15 protein-coding genes and 1 tRNA gene are annotated in these 17,839 nt (G+C 76.1%); 11 read left to right on the forward strand and 5 right to left on the reverse strand.

Annotated features, from left to right (window positions below; all coding sequences use genetic code 11):
* The 8 genes from ACI79F_RS12960 to ACI79F_RS12995 all read left to right on the forward strand — a co-directional run bounded on the left by ACI79F_RS12960 (position 1) and on the right by ACI79F_RS12995 (position 10,745).
* Positions 1–1,215 carry an acyl-CoA dehydrogenase family protein gene (locus ACI79F_RS12960; protein ID WP_456546058.1) on the forward strand — a complete coding sequence of 405 codons (1,215 nt, stop codon included), beginning with the start codon at positions 1–3 and terminating at the stop codon, positions 1,213–1,215.
* Between the two features lie 383 nt (positions 1,216–1,598).
* The gene (locus tag ACI79F_RS12965; RefSeq protein WP_456546057.1) at positions 1,599–3,296 is read left to right on the forward strand and encodes a fibronectin type III domain-containing protein; all 1,698 of its coding nucleotides are present in this window, start codon (positions 1,599–1,601) and stop codon (positions 3,294–3,296) included.
* 92 nt (positions 3,297–3,388) lie between these two features.
* Positions 3,389–5,170: a glycoside hydrolase family 2 protein gene (locus ACI79F_RS12970; RefSeq protein WP_456546056.1), complete on the forward strand. Its 1,782-nt coding sequence runs from the start codon at positions 3,389–3,391 to the stop codon at positions 5,168–5,170.
* A gap of 95 nt (positions 5,171–5,265) precedes the next feature.
* A complete protein-coding gene (locus tag ACI79F_RS12975) occupies positions 5,266–6,792 on the forward strand; it encodes an ABC transporter substrate-binding protein (RefSeq protein ID WP_456546055.1) in 1,527 nt (508 codons plus the stop codon).
* A gap of 8 nt (positions 6,793–6,800) precedes the next feature.
* Entirely contained in the window at positions 6,801–7,733 is a 933-nt protein-coding gene (locus ACI79F_RS12980) for an ABC transporter permease (RefSeq protein ID WP_456578913.1), read from the forward strand.
* Positions 7,730–8,665: an ABC transporter permease gene (locus ACI79F_RS12985; RefSeq protein WP_456546054.1), complete on the forward strand. Its 936-nt coding sequence runs from the start codon at positions 7,730–7,732 to the stop codon at positions 8,663–8,665. Before ACI79F_RS12980 ends, ACI79F_RS12985 begins: the two co-directional genes overlap by 4 nt.
* Positions 8,662–9,660: an ABC transporter ATP-binding protein gene (locus tag ACI79F_RS12990; RefSeq protein ID WP_456546053.1), complete on the forward strand. Its 999-nt coding sequence runs from the start codon at positions 8,662–8,664 to the stop codon at positions 9,658–9,660. Before ACI79F_RS12985 ends, ACI79F_RS12990 begins: the two co-directional genes overlap by 4 nt.
* Positions 9,660–10,745 (forward strand): ABC transporter ATP-binding protein, encoded by a 1,086-nt coding sequence (locus ACI79F_RS12995; protein WP_456546052.1) that lies wholly within the window; start codon positions 9,660–9,662, stop codon positions 10,743–10,745. The genes ACI79F_RS12990 and ACI79F_RS12995 overlap by 1 nt, the downstream gene beginning before the upstream one ends.
* Positions 10,746–10,753: 8 nt before the next feature.
* Here the strand turns inward: ACI79F_RS12995 and ACI79F_RS13000 are convergent, their stop codons facing one another.
* Together ACI79F_RS13000 and ACI79F_RS13005 are read right to left on the reverse strand one after the other, a co-directional pair.
* Positions 10,754–11,353 carry a DcrB-related protein gene (locus tag ACI79F_RS13000; RefSeq protein WP_456546051.1) on the reverse strand — a complete coding sequence of 200 codons (600 nt, stop codon included), beginning with the start codon at positions 11,351–11,353 and terminating at the stop codon, positions 10,754–10,756.
* Positions 11,350–13,320 carry a hypothetical protein gene (locus tag ACI79F_RS13005; RefSeq protein ID WP_456546050.1) on the reverse strand — a complete coding sequence of 657 codons (1,971 nt, stop codon included), beginning with the start codon at positions 13,318–13,320 and terminating at the stop codon, positions 11,350–11,352. The genes ACI79F_RS13000 and ACI79F_RS13005 overlap by 4 nt, the downstream gene beginning before the upstream one ends.
* A 265-nt stretch (positions 13,321–13,585) precedes the next feature.
* On the opposite strand from ACI79F_RS13005, the gene ACI79F_RS13010 reads away from it, so the two are divergent.
* Positions 13,586–13,672, forward strand: a tRNA-Ser gene (locus tag ACI79F_RS13010).
* Between the two features lie 23 nt (positions 13,673–13,695).
* Here the strand turns inward: ACI79F_RS13010 and ACI79F_RS13015 are convergent.
* A complete protein-coding gene (locus ACI79F_RS13015) occupies positions 13,696–14,640 on the reverse strand; it encodes an NADP-dependent oxidoreductase (protein WP_456546049.1) in 945 nt (314 codons plus the stop codon).
* A 99-nt stretch (positions 14,641–14,739) separates the two neighbouring features.
* Here ACI79F_RS13015 and ACI79F_RS13020 point away from each other — a divergent pair, with 99 nt between their 5' ends.
* A complete protein-coding gene (locus ACI79F_RS13020; RefSeq protein ID WP_456546048.1) occupies positions 14,740–15,240 on the forward strand; it encodes a MarR family winged helix-turn-helix transcriptional regulator in 501 nt (166 codons plus the stop codon).
* Positions 15,241–15,264: 24 nt separating this feature from the next.
* Here the strand turns inward: ACI79F_RS13020 and ACI79F_RS13025 are convergent, their stop codons facing one another.
* Positions 15,265–15,720: a nuclear transport factor 2 family protein gene (locus ACI79F_RS13025; RefSeq protein WP_456546047.1), complete on the reverse strand. Its 456-nt coding sequence runs from the start codon at positions 15,718–15,720 to the stop codon at positions 15,265–15,267.
* A 78-nt stretch (positions 15,721–15,798) separates the two neighbouring features.
* Here ACI79F_RS13025 and ACI79F_RS13030 point away from each other — a divergent pair, with 78 nt between their 5' ends.
* A complete protein-coding gene (locus ACI79F_RS13030) occupies positions 15,799–16,566 on the forward strand; it encodes a tyrosine-protein phosphatase (RefSeq protein WP_456546046.1) in 768 nt (255 codons plus the stop codon).
* 59 nt (positions 16,567–16,625) lie between these two features.
* On the opposite strand, the gene ACI79F_RS13035 is transcribed toward ACI79F_RS13030, so the two are convergent.
* Entirely contained in the window at positions 16,626–17,690 is a 1,065-nt protein-coding gene (locus tag ACI79F_RS13035) for a PH domain-containing protein (protein ID WP_456546045.1), read from the reverse strand.
* Positions 17,691–17,839: the final 149 nt, after the last annotated feature.

A 17,839-nucleotide genomic window follows, 5' to 3' on the forward strand; every position in this document is an offset into this window, starting at 1 on the left:
ATGCCCGTGTCCTTCGACCTCACCCCGGACCAGGTCGAGCTGCAGAAGTGGGTGCACCAGTTCGCCGCCGACGTCGTCCGCCCCGCGGCGGCCGAGTACGACGAGCGGGAGGCCTTCCCGTGGCCGGTGCTCCAGGAGGCCGCGAAGATCGGGCTCTACTCGCTGGACTTCTTCGCCACCCAGTGGTTCGACGAGTCGGGCCTCGGCATCCCGCTCACCATGGAGGAGCTCTTCTGGGGTGACGCCGGGATCGGGCTGGCCATCGTCGGCACGACGCTGGCCGCGGCGTCGGTGCGGGCCAACGGCACCGACGAGCAGGTCGGCACGTGGATCCCGGCGATGTTCGGCACGGAGGCCGAGCCGAAGGTCGCCGCGTTCTGCTCCTCGGAGCCCGACGCCGGGTCCGACGTCGGCGCGATGCGCACCCGCGCCGTCCTGGACGAGGCGACCGGGGAGTGGGTGCTCAACGGCACCAAGACGTGGGCGACCAACGGCGGCATCGCCGACGTGCACGTGGTCAACGCGGTCGTCGACCCCGGGCTCGGGGCCCGCGGGCACGCCAGCTTCGTCGTCCCGCCGGGCACGCCGGGGCTCTCGCAGGGGCAGAAGTTCCTCAAGCACGGCATCCGCGCCTCGCACACCGCCGAGGTCGTGCTGGAGGACTGCCGCGTGCCCGCCGACTGCCTGCTCGGCGGCCGGGAGCGGCTCGACGAGCGGCTCGCCCGTGCCCGCGAGGGGGCCCGCACCGGCCGCACGCAGCCGTCGATGGCGACGTTCGAGCGCACCCGCCCCGCCGTCGGGGCCCAGGCGGTCGGCGTGGCCCGGGCGGCCTACGAGTACGCGCTGGAGTACGCCGGCCAGCGGGTGCAGTTCGGCCGGCCGATCGTCGAGAACCAGGCCGTCGCCTTCATGCTCGCCGACATGAAGACGTCGATCGACGCCGCCCGGCTGCTGGTCTGGCGGGCGGCGTGGATGGCGCGGGTCGGCGAGCGGTTCACCGCCGCCGAGGGCTCGATGTCCAAGCTCGTCGCCGGCGAGACCGCCGTCCGGGTGACCGAGAAGGCGATGCAGATCCTCGGCGGCAACGGCTACACCCGCGACTACCCGGTCGAGCGGATGGCCCGCGACGCCAAGATCTACACGATCTTCGAGGGGACGTCGGAGATCCAGCGGCTGGTCATCGCGCGGACGATCTCGGGGGCGAAGCTGCGCTGAGCCGGCCCCGATCCGCCCCTGCCACGATCAGCTCACCTGATCATGGCGTGTCCTCCCTCACCGCGGACCGTGAGGGAGGACGCGCTGCGGTGGGGGAGGACGCGCCACGGCGAGGGAGGACGTCGTCCGGGCGCGGAACGCGAACGGACTGAACTGATCCCGACAACCGGCGGGAGCCGGTTCGTCGAGTTCCGGCACGTTTTCCCCTGTCGCTGACCTGCGCTTTCGTCCGCCGGGTCTCGATCCGGTCACGCGGCGCCCCACGCGTTCCGGGCCGTGTGGCGGGGCGTGTCGCGGGGTGCCCGCGTGGTCCCGTCTGCGCGACGCCCGGGGCACCGGGTCAGCGAGCCCGGCGCGAACCGGGCCCACCCCGGGGAGTTCCCGTGCACCTCGCACCACCGTCCCGGCGCGCGCTCGGCCTCGCGGCCGTCGGCGCGATCGCCATGTCCACCACCGTGCTCAGCCTCGGCGGCGTCGCCTCGGCGGCCCCCGAGGAGCTGCCCTACCTCTACTTCACCTCCGACGCCGACAGCGCCGACGACACCTGGGCCTGGGCCGACGGCGAGTTCGACGTCCCCGCCGGCTACTGCGACATCGACTGGCTCGTCGTCGGTGGCGAGGGCGGCTACAGCACCGAGACGGACTCCGCCGCCGACGTCACCTACGCCGACGAGGTGACCGGCACGACCGCCGCCCCCGCCGGCACGTACACCTTCTCCGTCGGCGGCGCCGGCGGGGCCGGTGACCCCGTGGACGGCGGCGGCGCCGGCGGTACCGGCGGCACCGGGGCGCAGGGCGGGGACGGCGCCGACGTCGTCGACGGCGACGACACCGTGATCGGCGGCGACGGCGGCGGTGGCGGCGCGACCACGGTGACCGGGCCCGGCGGCCTGTCCATCAGCGCGGCGGGCGGCGACGGCGCCGGCGTGGGCGGCGGCGCCGGCGGCGGCGTGACCTCCTTCCAGCCCTCGGACGCCGGCCTGACCGGGGCCGTCGGCGAGTGGTTCGGCACCGGCTTCGTGTCGGCCGTCGTCTCGCCGTGCGAGGTCGTCGCGCCGGTGCTCGCGCCGCTGGCGCCGACCGGCCTGACCGCCGAGGGCGGCAACGGCAGCCTCGGCGTCCGGTTCACGCCCACCTGGGCCACCGACCCGAACGGCACGGACGCCGACAGCTGGGAGTACCAGCTGGGCAACGGCGCCTGGACCCCGGTCACCACGACGCAGGTCGAGTACAGCGCGGACCGGACCTTCACCCTCACGGGCCTGACCAACGGCTCGACGTACGACGTCAAGGTCCGCGGGGTCAGCCAGGAGGGCGGCGCCGGCGCCGCGACCTCCGCGGTCTCCGGCGTGCCGTACGCGCCGGTCGGCGCCCCGGGGGACGTCGCCGTGACGACGACGTCCCCCTCGGTCCGCGTCACCTGGACCGCCCCGACCGTCGCGGGCACCTTCCCGGTCGCCGGCTACGTCATCGGCATGGGGACCGGCGAGATGGGCGGCGAGGTCTGTGAGACCGCGGCCGACGTCCTCAGCTGCGTCGTCACCGGCGTGCAGTCCGGCGTCGACTACAGCGTCGTCGTCTTCGCCGTGGACAGCCAGGGCAACGCCGGCGAGGGCTCCGACGCCGTCATGACCGGCGCGATCCCCTTCCCGGCCACCGTCCCCACCTCGAACGGCGCGCTCGGGACCTCGGGTTTCTCCACCGGCTCGGTGACCCAGGGGCAGACCATCACGGTGTCGGGCTCGGGCTACGCGCCCTTCTCCACCGTGACCGTGCTCGTCTACTCGTCCCCGACCGTGCTGGGCACCGTCGAGGCCGACGCGAACGGCGCCTTCACCTTCACCGGCAAGCTGCCGGCCGGCCTGGCCGCGGGCAGCCACACCCTGGTGGCGGCCGGCGTCGACGCCGACGGCAACCCGCGCTACCTGACGCAGGCCATCACCGTCGGCGGCCCGACCGGCTCGGGCGGCCTCGCCTACACCGGCGCCGACATCGCCGTCCCGGCGATCGGCGGCCTCGCCGCCCTCGCGGTCGGCGGCGGCCTGGTCCTCGCCGGCCGGCGCCGGCGCGCGGCCGAGTAACCCCTCGCACCACCCGCGGCGGCCGCCGTCCCCTCCCCGGGGGCGGCGGCCGCCGTGCTGCGCGCCGCGGCCGACTCCGGTGAGGTGGGCGGATGGACACGGCGGACCCCACCGAGCACCCCCGACCGCTGCTGCGCCGGCCGTGGACCTCGCTGGAGGGCGAGTGGCAGTTCGCGGCCGACCCCGACCGCCGGCAGCGCCCCGGCGGGGTCGACTTCGACCGCACGATCCGGGTGCCCTACGCCCCGGAGACCCCGGCCGCCGCCGTGGGGGACGCCGGGCCGCTGGACCGGGTCTGGTACCGCCGCCCGCTGCCGGCCGCCGGCGGCGACCGCCGCACCGTGCTGCACTTCTCCGCCGTCGACCGGGTCTGCGACGTGTGGGTCGGCGGGGTCCACGTCGCCTCCCACGAGGGCGGCTACACGCCGTTCTCCGTCGACGTCACCGACGCCCTGGGCGACGGCGCCGACCTGGTCGTCCGCGCCGACGACGACCCGCACGACCTCGAGGCGCCGCGGGGCAAGCAGGACTGGCGGGACGAGCCGCACTCCATCTGGTACCCGCGCACCACCGGCATCTGGCGCACGCCCTGGCTCGAGCACGTCGGCCCCGTGTCGATCGCCGACGTGCAGTGGCGCGGCGACCCGCGCGGCCTGCGCGTCGACGTCCGGGTCGAGCTGTCGGCGCCCGTCTCCGGCGCCCGGCTGCACCTGCGGCTGCGCGCGGGGGACCGGCTGCTGGCCGACGACGCCGTCCGGGTGGACGGCGCCGTGGTCGAGCGCCGCATCCCGGTCGGCGACGGCGGCTTCGACGACCGGTACTCGCTGCTGTGGGAGCCGGGCCCGGACCCGACGCTGCTCGACGCCGAGCTCGCCCTGGTCTCCGGCAGCGGCGAGGTGCTCGACGAGGTCGCGAGCTACACCGCGCTGCGCTCGGTGGGCGTCGACGACGGCCGGCTGCTGGTCAACGACCGCCCGGTGCCGCTGCGCCTGGTGCTCGACCAGGGCTACTGGCCCGACACCGGCGCCACCCCGCCCGACGTCGGCGCGCTGCGGCGCGACCTCGAGCTGACCCGCGCGCTCGGCTTCACCGGGGCGCGCAAGCACCAGAAGACCGAGGACCCGCGCTATCTCGCCCTCGCCGACCGGATGGGCCTGCTGGTCTGGGCCGAGATGCCCTCGCCGCACCGCCCCGGCCCGACCGCCGCGGCCCGGCTGCTGCGCGAGTGGGCCGAGGTGGTGCAGGCCCACCGGGGGCACCCCAGCGTGGTCGCCTGGGTGCCGCTCAACGAGTCGTGGGGCGTGCAGGAGGCCGCGGCCGACCCGCGCCAGCGCGCCCTCGTCCGCGCGCTGGCGGCCACCGCCGACGCCCTCGACGGCACCCGCCCCGTGTCGGCCAACGACGGCTGGGAGGCCCTCGGCGGGGAGGTCCTGGGCATCCACGACTACGAGCAGGACCCCGCCGTGCTCGCCGCGCGCTACGGCACCCGCGAGGCGCTGGAGCGGGCCGCCACCGGCCGCCGGCCCGACGGGTACCTCACCGACCTGGACCGGGCCGGGACCGACGGCCGCGCCGTCGTCCTGTCGGAGTTCGGCGGCATCTCCGTGGACGCGCGGGCGCTGCGCAGCCGGCCGGACGGCGACGCCGGCGACCGCACCGAGGCCTGGGGCTACGCCGACGCCACCTCCCCCGAGGACCTGCTCGCGCGCTACCGGGCGCAGTGGGCGGCGGTGCACGCGAGCAGCGCGCTGGCCGGAGCCTGCTGGACCCAGCTGACCGACACCTACCAGGAGGTCAACGGCCTGCTCACCATGGAGCGGGTGCCCAAGTGCGACCCGGAGCAGCTGCGCCGGGCCACGCTGGGCGAGATGTAACGGAGACGGAACGATCCCGTTCCCGACCTGCGGGCGCCGGGCACCAGGAGCACTGTCGGGGACGGACGACGTCGCCGAGCCGCCCGGAGGTCCCCGTGCGCACGACCCGACTGCTGCCCCTGATCGCCGCCGGCACCCTGGTGCTCGCCAGTTGCGGCGGCGGCGACGACGTCGACACCGGCGGGGGCGGCGGAGGGGGCGGCGACAACGTGCTCGTGGCGGCGGTCAGCGCCGAGCCCGACCAGTTCGACCCGCACGCCACCACGGCGTACGCGAGCTTCCAGGTGCTGGAGAACGTCTACGACACCCTCGTCGTCCCGAACGCGCAGGACCTGACGATGGAGCCCAGCCTGGCCGAGTCCTGGGAGACCAGCCCCGACCAGCTCACCTGGACCTTCACCCTGCGCGACGGGGTCACCTTCCACGACGGCAGCGAGTTCGACTCCGCCGACGTCGTCTACAGCTACCGCCGGATCATCGACGAGGAGCTGTCCAACGCCTACCGGTTCGAGTCGGTCGCCGACATCACCGCGCCCGACCCGCGCACCGTCGTCATCAGCCTGAACCGCCCGACGCCCAACCTGCTCGAGCAGATCGGCGCCTTCAAGGGCATGGCGGTCGTCTCGGAGGGCGCCGCCGACGAGTTCGACCTGCAGACCGAGGCCAACGGCACCGGCCCCTTCCGGCTCGACAGCTCCGACGCCAACAGCACCGTGCTCACCACGTTCGACGACTACTGGGGCGACGCGCCGAGCATCGACGGCGTCGAGTTCCGCTACATCACCGAGCCGTCGGCGGCGCTGACCGCGCTGCGCAACGGCGAGGTGCAGTGGACCGACAACGTGCCGCCGCAGAACATCGAGGACCTGCAGGACGACGACGAGGTGGAGCTCGGCTCGGCCACCAGCGTCGAGTACTACTACATGTCGATGAACTACGACCGGCCGCCGTTCGACAACCCGCTGGTCAGGCAGGCGATCGCGACCGCCGTCGACCGCGAGGAGGTCGCCCAGGCCGCCCGGTTCGGCGCCGCCCAGCCCAACCAGACCGCGATCCCCGAGGGCAGCGCCTACTTCCTCGACTACGCGCCGTTCGACCCGGACCAGGCCGCCGCGCAGGCGCTGATCGAGCAGTCCGGCGTGCCCACGCCGATCACGCTGGGCCTGATGGTCACCGACGAGGACGCCGAGTCCGTGGCCGCCGCCCAGGTCATCGCCGCCCAGCTGGAGCCGATCGGCGTGAACGTGGAGATCGAGGAGGAGGACCTCGCCACGTGGCTGGACCGCGAGGCCCAGGGCGACATGGACTCGTTCCTGTTCAGCTGGATCGGCAACATCGACCCGGCCGACTTCTACGAGCAGCAGCACCTGTCCACCGGCACCAGCAACTACCAGGGCTACAGCAACCCGCAGGTCGACGACCTGCTGACCCGCGCCGCCACCGAGCCCGACCAGGCCACCCGCAAGGACCTGTACGACCAGGCCGCGCGCATCATCGTCGACGACGTCTCCTACCTGTACCTGTTCAACCCCGACGTCGTGCAGGCCTGGGCGCCGGGGTTGTCCGGCTACGAGATCCGGGCCGACGCGGCGATCAACTTCGAGAACGTGGAGCTGCCCTGAGCGGCTACCTGCTCCGGCGGGTCGGCCAGGCGCTCGTCGTCCTGGTCGGGGTCAGCATCCTGGTGTTCTCGCTGATCCACCTGGTCCGGGGCGACCCCGTCCGGCGGGCGCTGGGTACCCGGTACTCGCAGGAGACCTACGACGCGCTGCGCGCCCGCAACGGCCTGGACCTGCCGCTGGTCGAGCAGTACCTCCGCTGGGCGGGCAAGGCGCTGACCGGGGACCTGGGCGTCAGCTTCCGCAGCGGCCAGACGGTGACCTCGCAGATCGCCGAGCGGCTGCCGGCCACGCTGACCCTGGCGTTCGCCGCGCTGTTCGTGGCGCTGCTCATCGCGCTGCCGCTGGGCATGCTGTCCGCCCTGCACCCGCGGTCGGTCGTCGACCGGTTCGCCACCGTGGTCAGCCAGTTCGGCATCTCCGTGCCGGACTTCTGGCTGTCGATCATGCTGATCCTGGTCTTCGCCGGGACGCTCGGCTGGTTCCCCTCCGGCGGCTACGTGCCGCTCACCGAGGACCCGCTGGGCTGGCTGCAGCGGCTGGTCCTGCCCGCCGTGGCCACCGGCGTCGTCTCCGGCTCGGTGCTGACCCGGTTCGTCCGGTCGAGCATGCTCGAGGCGCTGGGCTCCGACCACGTGCGGACGGCGCAGGCCAAGGGGCTGGGCAGGCGCTCGGTGCTCGGCTGGCACGTGCTGCGCAACGCGCTGCTGCCGCTGGTCACCGTCACCGGCGTGCAGCTGGCCTACCTGCTCTCCGGCGTCGTCGTCGTCGAGATCGTCTTCGCGTGGCCGGGGCTCGGGCAGCTGGCGCTGCAGGCGGTCCGCGACCGCGACTTCCCGGTGCTGCAGGGAGCGGTGCTGCTGTTCGCGCTCGTCTTCCTCGTCATCAACCTGCTGGTGGACCTGCTCTACAGCCGGATCGACCCGAGGATCGCCCGCCGATGACCGCGCTGCCGACCCCCGGGGCGAACCCGGCCGAGCCGCCGCCCGCCGAGCTGCCGCCGTCCCGCCCGGCCACCCCGCGCTGGCGGGAGACGCTGGGCCTGCTGGCCCGCAACCCGACGGCGGCGGCCTCGGCCGTCGTCCTCCTGCTGATCGTGCTGGTCGCCGTCTTCGACGAGACCATCGCGCCGGACGGGCCCAACGACCAGGACCAGTCGATCGCCCTGCAGCCGCCCAGCTGGGACCACCCCTTCGGCACCGACGAGTTCGGCCGCGACGTGTTCAGCCGGGTGATCCTGGGCGCCGGCACCTCGCTGCGCGTCGGGTTCCTGTCCGTCGCGGTCGCGCTCGTGGCGGGCACGCTGATCGGTCTGCTCGCCGGCTTCTACGGCCGGTGGGTGGACGACGTCCTCATGCGGCTGATGGACGTGCTCTTCGCGTTCCCCGCGGTGCTGCTGGCGATCGCGATCGTCGCCATCCGCGGCGAGGGCACGGGCAACGCGATCCTGGCGATCGGCATCGTCTACGTGCCGATCTTCGCCCGCGTGACCCGGGCCAGCGTGCTGGGCGTCCGCGAGGAGGTGTACGTGCGCGCCTCGCGGTCGGTCGGCGCGTCGGACCTGCGGCTGCTCACCCGCCACGTGCTGCCCAACGCCGCGCCGCCGATCATCGTGCAGACCTCGGTCAGCCTCGGGTTCGCCGTGCTGGCCGAGGCGGCGCTGTCGTTCCTGGGCCTCGGGCCGCGGCCGCCGAACCCGTCGTGGGGGCTGATGCTGGCCGACGGCCGCGGCTTCATCGAGCAGGCCTGGTGGTACACGGTCTTCCCGGGGCTGGCGATCGTGCTGACGGTGCTGTGCTTCAACCTGCTCGGCGACGGCCTGCGCGACGTGCTCGACCCGCGGCAGCGGACGCTCATGGTCGGCGGCGGCCGGTGAGCGCGCCCGTGCTGGAGGTCGAGGACCTGCGGGTGCGGCTGCGGACCCCGCGCGGGACGGCGCACGTGGTCAACGGCCTGGACTACACCGTCGGCCCCGGCGAGACGGTGGCCGTCGTGGGGGAGTCCGGCAGCGGCAAGAGCGTCTCGGTGCTCGCCCTCATGGGGCTGCTGCCCCCGCGGTCGGCGACGGTGACCGGCCGGGCGCTGCTGCAGGGCGAGGACCTGCTGGCGATGTCGCCGGACCGGCTGCGGCAGGTCCGCGGCCCCGGCATGGGCATGGTCTTCCAGGACCCGATGACCTCGCTCAACCCGGTGCTCACCGTCGGCCGGCAGCTGGTCGAGGGCATCCGCGCGCACCAGGGGCTGTCCAAGCCGGCGGCCCGGGCGCGGGCGGTGGAGCTGCTGGCCGAGGTGGGGCTGCCCGACCCGGCGCGGGCGGTCGACCGATACCCGCACGAGCTGTCGGGCGGCATGCGGCAGCGGGTGATGATCGCGATCGCGCTGAGCAACTCGCCGGCGCTGCTGGTCGCCGACGAGGCCACCACCGCCCTCGACGTCACCGTGCAGGCGCAGATCATCGACCTGGTCGAGCGGCTGCAGGCCGAGCACGGCACCGGCGTCGTCTGGATCACCCACGACCTCGGCGTCGTCGCCGGCATCGCCGACCGGGTGCTGGTCATGTACGGCGGCCGCTGCGTGGAGGACGGCACGGTGGACGACGTCCTCGAGCGGCCGGCCCACCCCTACACCCGCGGGCTGCTGGGCGCGCTGCCCGACCTCGCCGCGCCGCTGGACGGCGGCCGGCGCCCGGATCTGGCCACCATCCCCGGCGTCCCGCCGCCGCCCACGGAGCTGCCGGCCGGCTGCGTGTTCTGGCCGCGCTGCCCGGTGCGCGGCGACGCCCGCTGCGAGACCGAGCAGCCGCCGCTGGTCCGGGTGGGCGGCGGCGCCGGCCTGCCGCACCGGGCGGCCACGTGGTGCGGGGAGGGCTGATGGACGACGTGCTGCTGTCGGCCCGCGGGCTGCAGGTGCACTTCCCGATCCGCTCGGGGGGCGCGCTGCGGCGGGTCACCGGCGCCGTCCGCGCGGTGGACGGCGTGGACCTCGACATCCGCCGCGGCGAGACGCTGGGCCTGGTCGGCGAGTCCGGCTGCGGCAAGTCCACGCTCGGCAACGCGCTGCTGCGGCTGGTCGAGCCCACCGCGGGCACCGTCACCTTCGACGGCACCGACGTCACCGCGCTGGACCGCCGCGGCCTGCGCGACCTGCGCCGCCGCGCCGGCATGGTGTTCCAGGACCCCTTCGCCTCCCTCGACCCGCGGCGCACCGTCGGGCAGACGGTGTCCGAGCCGCTGGAGGTGCACCGGCTGCGCGAGGGCCGCCGCGAGCGGGCCGCCCGCGTCGCCGAGCTGCTCGAGCTGGTCGGCCTCGACCCGACGGTCGCCGGCCGCTATCCGCACGAGTTCTCCGGCGGGCAGCGGCAGCGGGTCGGCATCGCCCGCGCGCTGGCCGGCGAGCCGGACTTCCTGGTCTGCGACGAGGCGATCGCCTCCCTCGACGTCAGCGTGCAGGCGCAGGTGCTCAACCTGCTGCGCCGGCTGCAGCGCCAGCTCGGGCTGACCCTGCTGTTCATCTCGCACGACCTGTCCGCCGTCCGGCACGTCGCCGACCGGATCGCGGTCATGTACCTGGGCCGGGTGGTCGAGGTCGGCCCGGCGGAGGCGGTCGGCAGCGACCCGCAGATGCCCTACACGCAGGCGCTGCTGTCGGCGGTGCCGGTGCCGCACCCGGCGCTGGAGCGCTCGCGCCGGCGGATCGTGCTGCGCGGCGACGTCCCCTCCCCGGCGGCGGTGCCCAGCGGCTGCCGGTTCCGGACCCGCTGCCCGTCGGCGTTCGAGCCGTGCCCGGACGTCGACCCGGTCCTGCAGCCGGTCGGCTCCGCGCCCGGGCACGTCGCCGCCTGCCACCTGCACGGCGTGGTCGGGACGCCGGTGTCGCGGGAGGCGGACGTCCCCGAGGGCCCGGCCCCCGATGACGCCGCCCGCGCGCCCCGACCGGCCGGTCGCGAGCTGGGCTGACGGGCCCGTCAGGCCTCGCGGCCGGTGCCGGGGCGGGGCGCCGGGGGCCGCGGCGGGAGCTGGGCCAGCACCGTGGCCGAGGTCGAGCCGGCCGGCGGGGCCGGGGGCGCCTCGACGGGCGGGGCCGGTGGCTCCTCGGCGGCCGGGGCCGGGGGCGCCGGGGCGGGCTGTGCCGCGGGCGCCGTCCCCGGGTCGAACTGCAGCGACCGGAGCACCCGGTCCAGCACCTCGGCCACCGCGTCGAACGACGGCGCCGGCGTCGTGGCGGTCGCCGTGAAGCCCGCGCCCTCGCCGGTGGCGTACAGCTGCACCTGCACCACCCGTCCGCCGGCCGGCGGCGCCCAGGAGAACAGCCGGGCGTAGGCCGGGCCCGACGCGAGCGGCAGCACCGTGAGCACGTGCTGCTGGTACTGCGGGAACTCCGACCCCAGCCGCTCGCCCTGCCCCTGGCAGTACTGCTCGGCGCCGACGCCCGGCGGCAGCGGCTCGCGCGAGACGACGACGTTCGCCTGCCCGTCGGGGGCCAGCAGCGTCCAGGACTCGCGCACCGACCAGCCGTCGGGCACCGGCGCGCGCAGCCGGCTGGTGGTCCAGGTCGGTTCGGTCATGACGCCGTCCCCACGGAGACGAGGGTGGTCAGGGGGACGCCCGGGGAGCCGGGCGGCAGCAGCCGGCCGTCGCGCGGGTCGAGCGCCGGCGAGCCGGGGGTCGAGGCCGCGACCACCGCCGTGTCGTCGGCGACCGCCACCACGGCGAACGGCTCCCGGGTCTGCAGCACCGGCCGCAGCACCCCCTCGTCCCGGACGACGCCGAGGACGCCGGGGTGCTCGCCGCCGGACAGCCCGTACCAGCGGGCGCCGGTCCGCGGGTCGGCCGCCGAGCTGGCGGCCACGGTGCCGGGCGCGGCGGCCACCTGCGCCCAGGCGCCGGCGCGCAGCTCGGAGAGCACGGTGCCCTGCCCGTCGAGCCGGACGGCGACCGCGGCGGGCACCGCGGCGGCCAGCAACCGGGTGGACACCGGCCCGGACACCGGCGCGCGCACGCCGTCGACGCCGGGCCCGGCGGCGTCCCCGGTGAGCAGCAGCTCGCCGTGCCGCAGCCGGGCGGTGGCCCACGGCGGCCCGCCGGGGTCGCTCTGCAGGGCCAGCGCCCCCTCGGCGGTCACGGTGAGGTGGTGCTGGGCCGGCCGGTCCCAGGCGTCGCGCCCGGGGACGGCGAACCAGAAGCCCTCGCCCCGGGTGTCGGCCGGGGTCGGCTCGACCCAGCCCGGCACCTCGGTGGGGGACGTCTGCGGGTAGACGCCGCTGACCGGCAGGTCGGTCTTCTGCCACGGGTTGACGGTGGGGTCGCCGAGCCGGGACAGCTCCAGGCGGTGCACCTTGTAGCGGTGCACCGTCGCGCCCTGCGCGGCGGCGCGCCGGCCGGCGTCGTCGGGGGCGTCGCCGGGGCCGGCGGCCTCGGTGACCAGCGCGTGCACGGTGCCCGGGCCGGCCACCAGCTGCAGGGCGCCCTCCGGCGGGAACGTCGCCCGGTGCAGCAGCTGCAGGCCGGCGTCCAGCACCAGCAGCTCCCGGCCGACGACGACGGCCGCCCCGCCCCGGTGGACGACGCACTGCTGCGGGTGCCCGCCGAGGTCCACCACCACGTCGGGCACGACCGCGCCCGGGGGGAAGCGGCGCAGCTGCCAGCGCCCGTTGCCGTCGGCGCAGCAGGCGACCACCCCGGCGTCGGTCGCGCCGGCGGTGTGCACCAGCGTCGCGAGCACCGGCGCGCCGGCCAGCTCGACCAGCGGGGTGGTGGCCGGCCAGTCGTCGACGCCGCCGGGCACGTACAGCGGCACCGGGGCGCGGGGCACGACCGCGGGGCGGGCGGTGACCACCAGCGGCGGCTCGGCGTCGGGGGAGAGCTCCGGGGCGAGCTCGCCGAGCGTGCCGGCGAAGACGCCGGTGAGTCGGCCGGTCGCGGTGACCGTCGTCCCCTCGGCGGGGAGGTCGGCGAGCACCTCGGGGGCCGCGCACACGTCGAGGGCCAGCCCGGCGGTCTCGACCGTCAGCACCGCGAAGGACCGGCCGGTGCGGCCCGACGTCCGCCGGCCCGCCGCCCGGACGACGCCGGTCACCTCGGCCGCGGCCCGGTCGGGCGGGCAGGACAGCCCGGGGGCGCCCTCGCCCGCCGTCACCCGCTCGGCCGCCAGCGACAGCCGCAGCCGGGTGGTGCGCCCGCGGCGGTAGGCGCCCGGCCCGGCGTGCGCCAGGTCGACCACCGTGGCGACCACCGGCTCCCGCGCGCCGGGGACCTCGGCGACCAGCCGCGAGCGCCAGAAGTCCTCGCGGTCGGGCAGCAGGTCGCGGCAGACGACGGTCGTGACCGGCGCCGACCAGAAGCCCGGCACGGCGCTGTCCGCAGCCCCCTCGGCCCAGGTGACGCCCAGCAGCGCGCCGCTCGGGTCGACGTCCAGGGCGAAGGCCACACCCTCGGCCGTCGGGGCCAGGGCCAGCCGGCCGGAGCGCACGTCGCGGGCGTGCTGCGCCAGGTCCGTCTTGTCGCCGCCGACGCTGGCGTAGGGGGTGGGCACGGGTACTCCTGGCGGTCGTGCGGGCGGTCGCCGCAGCATGCCACGGGGACCCGTGCCCGGCGGGCGCCCACGCTGCGCCGTCCGCCCGCCGCGTGTCGCGCCCCCTCCGGGCATCGGCGCCACATCGCCCCGGGCAGAACCGCCACTCCGCCCCGGGCAGGAGTGCCACTTAGCCCCGGCGCGGGGCGCCGGGCGGGGCCGCGCCGCGGCGGGGCCGTCCGGCCGCCGCGGATCGCGGCGGCCGGGCGATAACCTCGACGGGCCAGGAGGGCTCGCCTAGTGGCCGATGGCGGCGGTCTTGAAAACCGCTATGGGGTCAAACCCATCGTGGGTTCGAATCCCACGCCCTCCGCTCGCACCGGTCCGGCCGCGCCGTCAGGCGGCGGGGGCGAGGACGACGACCTTGCCGGTCAGCGCCCCCTCCGCGGCTCGGGCGTGCACCTCGGGCAGCTCCGCCAGCGGCACCCGCTGCGCGACGTCGACGCGCAGCTCCCCGCGGTCGACCAACGACACGAGCTCGGCCAGCTGCCCGGCGTCGCTGCGGACGAACAGGTCGATGCCGCGCACGCCGCGCTCCTCGTCGCTGGGGGCCGGCATCCACACCGTCGTGTTGACCAGGGCGCCGCCCGGTCGCACGAGGCCCACCAGCGCGGCCAGCTGCTCCGGGGTGATCGGCGCCAGGTTCAGCACGAGGTCGACCGGCTCGCCGACGGCCGCCGTCACCTCGGTCGCGGTGTGGTCGACGACCTCGTCGGCGCCCAGCGACCGCACGTGCTCGGCGCTGTCCGGGCTCGCCGTGGCGACGACGTGGGCGCCGGCCCGCTTCGCCAGCTGGACGGCGTGGCCGCCGACCGCCCCGCCCGCGCCGTTGACCAGCACCCGCTGCCCGGCCGTCAGCCCGCCGGAGTCGAACAGCGCCTGCCGCGCGGTGAGCGCCACCATCGGCAGCGCGGCGGCGTCGGCCAGCGGGATCGTCGCCGGCGCCCTGGTGAGCACCTCGGCCGGGGCGACCACGTACTCCGCCGAGGCGCCGGCGGCGGCCATCGGCAGGAACCCGACGACCGCCGTGCCGACCGCGGGGCCCGCGACGCCGTGGCCCACCGCGTCGACCGTGCCGGCGACCTCGATGCCGGGCGTGTGCGGCAGGGCCACGGGGATCGGGCCCTGCATGTCGCCCGCGCGGATGTTCGCGTCGACGCCGTTGAACGTCGTCGCGGCGACGCGGACGCGCACCTCGCCCGAACCGGGGACGGGCAGCTCGACGTCCTCGTAGCGCAGGACCTCCGGGGCGCCGAACTGGTGGAAACGCACTGCCTTCATGGCGGGGCTCGCTCTCGTGTGCCGGTGCGTGCTTCGAATCCGAAGCACCTGCGGAGGACGGTAGACCTGCTTCGGATTCGAAGCAAGTAGACTCCGCGCATGCCGGAGCCGTCGCTCGACCGCGTCCAGCTCGGGGCCTACTTCGCGCTCATGGAGGTCGCCGGGCTGCTCCGGCACGCGGTGGAGCAGCAGTTGCGGGAGGCCGGCGGGCTCAGCTACGTGCAGTTCCAGCTGCTGGCCACGCTGGGCCTGGACTCGCCGACCGGCAGCGCCCGCATGACCGACCTCGCCGACGGCGTCGTCTACAGCCGCAGCGGCCTCACCTACCAGGCGGGCCTGCTCGAGCAGGCCGGCCTGGTGGTCCGGGCGCCCTCGGCCGACGACGAGCGCGGCGTCACCGTCACCATCACCGACGCCGGCCGGGCGCTGCTCGCCGAGGTGCTGCCCGGCCACGTCGCCGTCGTCAGCGACCTGCTCCTGGCGCCGCTCTCCCGCGAGGACGTCGTGGCGCTGGCCGGCCTGCTGGGCCCCGTGCGCGACCACATGCGCGCGGCGCCGCCCCGCTCCGCGGCCCCGCGGCGCCGCCGCGCCGGCCGCTGACGAGCCGCCGGGCCGGCCGCCCCGTCAGTCGCGCCGGGGCTCGCCGCCGCTCTCGACGGTCAGGTGGGTCAGCCGGTGCTCGGCGATCAGCCACCGCCCGTCGACGCGGCGGTAGGTCTGCCGGTAGTGGCCGTACCCGCGCAGGACGTGCCAGCGGCCGTCCTGCTCCCAGGAGAGGACGTCCATCAGCGGCCAGACGCCCGTCGCGGCGTCGTCCGAGAGCACCTCGATCTCCGGCTCGTGCAGCTGGTGCACGGTCGTCCGCGCGCCGAGGTGCCCGCGGACGCGCTCGGTGATCGCCTCGGCGCCGACCAGCGGGGGCGTCGTCGTCCGGTCGGCGAACTCGGAGGGGTGCGCGACGGCGTCGTCGGTGTGGCAGGCGGCGAAGCCGTCCCAGTCCTTGGTGTCCAGGCAGCGCACCCGGCGGGCCACCAGGGTGCGGATCTCCTGAACGGCGAGCAACCTCTGGGTGACGTCCACGGGACCTCCTCCGGCCGGTGCGGGCGGGACACCCCGCAGTGTGACGCACCCCACAGACACCGCGAGTACGACTGAGGCATGACCGACGCCCCGGCGCTCTCCGCCCCCGCGAACCTGCGCGACCTGGGCGGCATCCCGGCCGCGGGCGGCGTCGTCCGCCGCGGGGTCGCCATCCGCGCCGACGACCTGTCGCTGACCCCGCGGGAGGACGCCGAGGCGCTGATCGAGGAGGGCCTCGCCGCGGTGATCGACCTGCGCACCCCCGGTGAGGTCCGCACCACCGGCCGCGGGGTCTTCGGCGAGCTGCCGGTGGCCTACCACCACCTGCCGCTGATGCCCGGGCTGCGCCCGACCGCCGGCCCCGGCGCCGGCGTCGACCCGCGGGACCCGGTGGGCATGGGCGGCATGTACGCCGACCTGTTCTCCTCGGCGGCCGGGAACATCGTCACGGCCCTGGCGGTGCTCGCCGTGACGCCGGGCGCCGCGGCGTTCCACTGCTCGGCGGGCAAGGACCGCACCGGCGTGCTGGCCGCGGCGTTCCTGCTCGCCCTCGGCGCCGACGACGAGGAGATCGTCGCCGACTACGCGCTGACCGGCGCCAACATCGCGGCGATCGGCCGCCGGCTGCAGCCGCTGATGGGCGCGATCCTCGCCGCGCACGGCGTGGACCGGAACACCTTCACCCGCACCGCGATCGGGCAGGACTTCTCCGCCGTCGCGATGGAGACCGCGCTGGCCACGCTGCGCGCGCGGCACGGCGACCCGCTGGCGCCCCTGCGGGCGGCCGGCCTGTCCGCCGAGCTCGTCGCGCTGCTGCGCCGCCGGGCGGTGGTGCCGGACCGCTGAACGCCCACGGCCCGTCCCGGTGTGCGGAACGGGCCGTGGGAGCGCAGCGGCGGCGAGCCTCAGCCGAGCAGCTTGGCCTTCTGCGCCGCGAACTCCTCCTCGGTGAGGATGCCGGCGTCGCGCAGCTCGCCGAGCCTGCGCAGCTGCTCCACCAGGTCCGGCTTCGCCTCGGCCTGCGGGGCGGGCGCCGGAGCCTGCGGCGCCCCGAACACCGCCCCCATCGCCGGGTTGACGTGCACGTACTGCGACTGCCGCTCCATCGTCTTCTTGTGCCGCGCCTCGCTGACCAGCGGGGAGAGCAGGTCGAACACCTGGTGCGGGTTCTCGATGTTGTCGAGCACCACCTGGCCCGACGTCGTCCCGTGCTCGGGGGTGCCGGTCAGGTTGAAGGCGTCCTGCTGCACGCCGTAGGCCGGGTCGTCGAGGTTGAGGACGACGTCGCCGACGTCCTTGCCGCGCTGCCAGACCGCCTGCCGGATGTCCATGTCGCGGACCGCCCACAGCGGCACGCTCTCGGTGCGGGTGCCCAGCAGGCCGCTCTCGATCCAGATGCGGTCCCTGGTGATCCGGTAGCGCGCCTTGGAGACCCCGGCCGCGCCGGTGGCCCCGCCCTTGCTCTCGCCGAACCACAGCGTGTTCGGGTCGTTCGCCCACTGCTCGGTGCGCTTGGCGGACTGCTCGGCGATCTTGGCCTTGCCCTGCTCGGCCAGCGCCTTGCCCTGGTCGGCGGCCTGCTTGAGCCGGTCCTTCCAGCTCACCTTGCCCGCGGGCGCCTGCGGCTGCCCGGCGGGCGGCTGCTGGCCGTGGGGCGCCGGGCCGGACGGGGGCGGGGCGTACTGCTGGCCCGCCGGCTGCCCCCCGGACTGGGCGAACGCCTGCGGCTGGCCCTGCGCCGGGTCCGGCGACCCGAAGCCGGCGTCGTTGGCGCCGTAGTACTGGACGTTCGCGTCCCCGGGCGGCGGGGGCGGAGGCGGCGCCGCCTCGCCGGGCAGCGGCAGCTCCCTGGTCGGCACGTCGATGCCCGTCGTCCCCTGGTCCGAGACGTGCTCGGTCCAGGCGCTGCCGTTCCAGTAGCGCAGCTCGTGCGACCCGCTCGGGTCGGGCAGCCAGCTCGCGTCGACCATCAGATGTTCCCTCCAGAGTCCCGGGCCTCTCCCGGCGACCGCGACACTGTGCCAGCGGCCCGCCCGCACCGGAACACCTCCGGCCGCGGCATCCGGCGTCCCCTGCACGGGGGCCCCTCCGCGTGCCGGCCGCCCGACCGGCCGCGGCC

The organism is Blastococcus sp. SYSU D00868 (assembly GCF_054050575.1).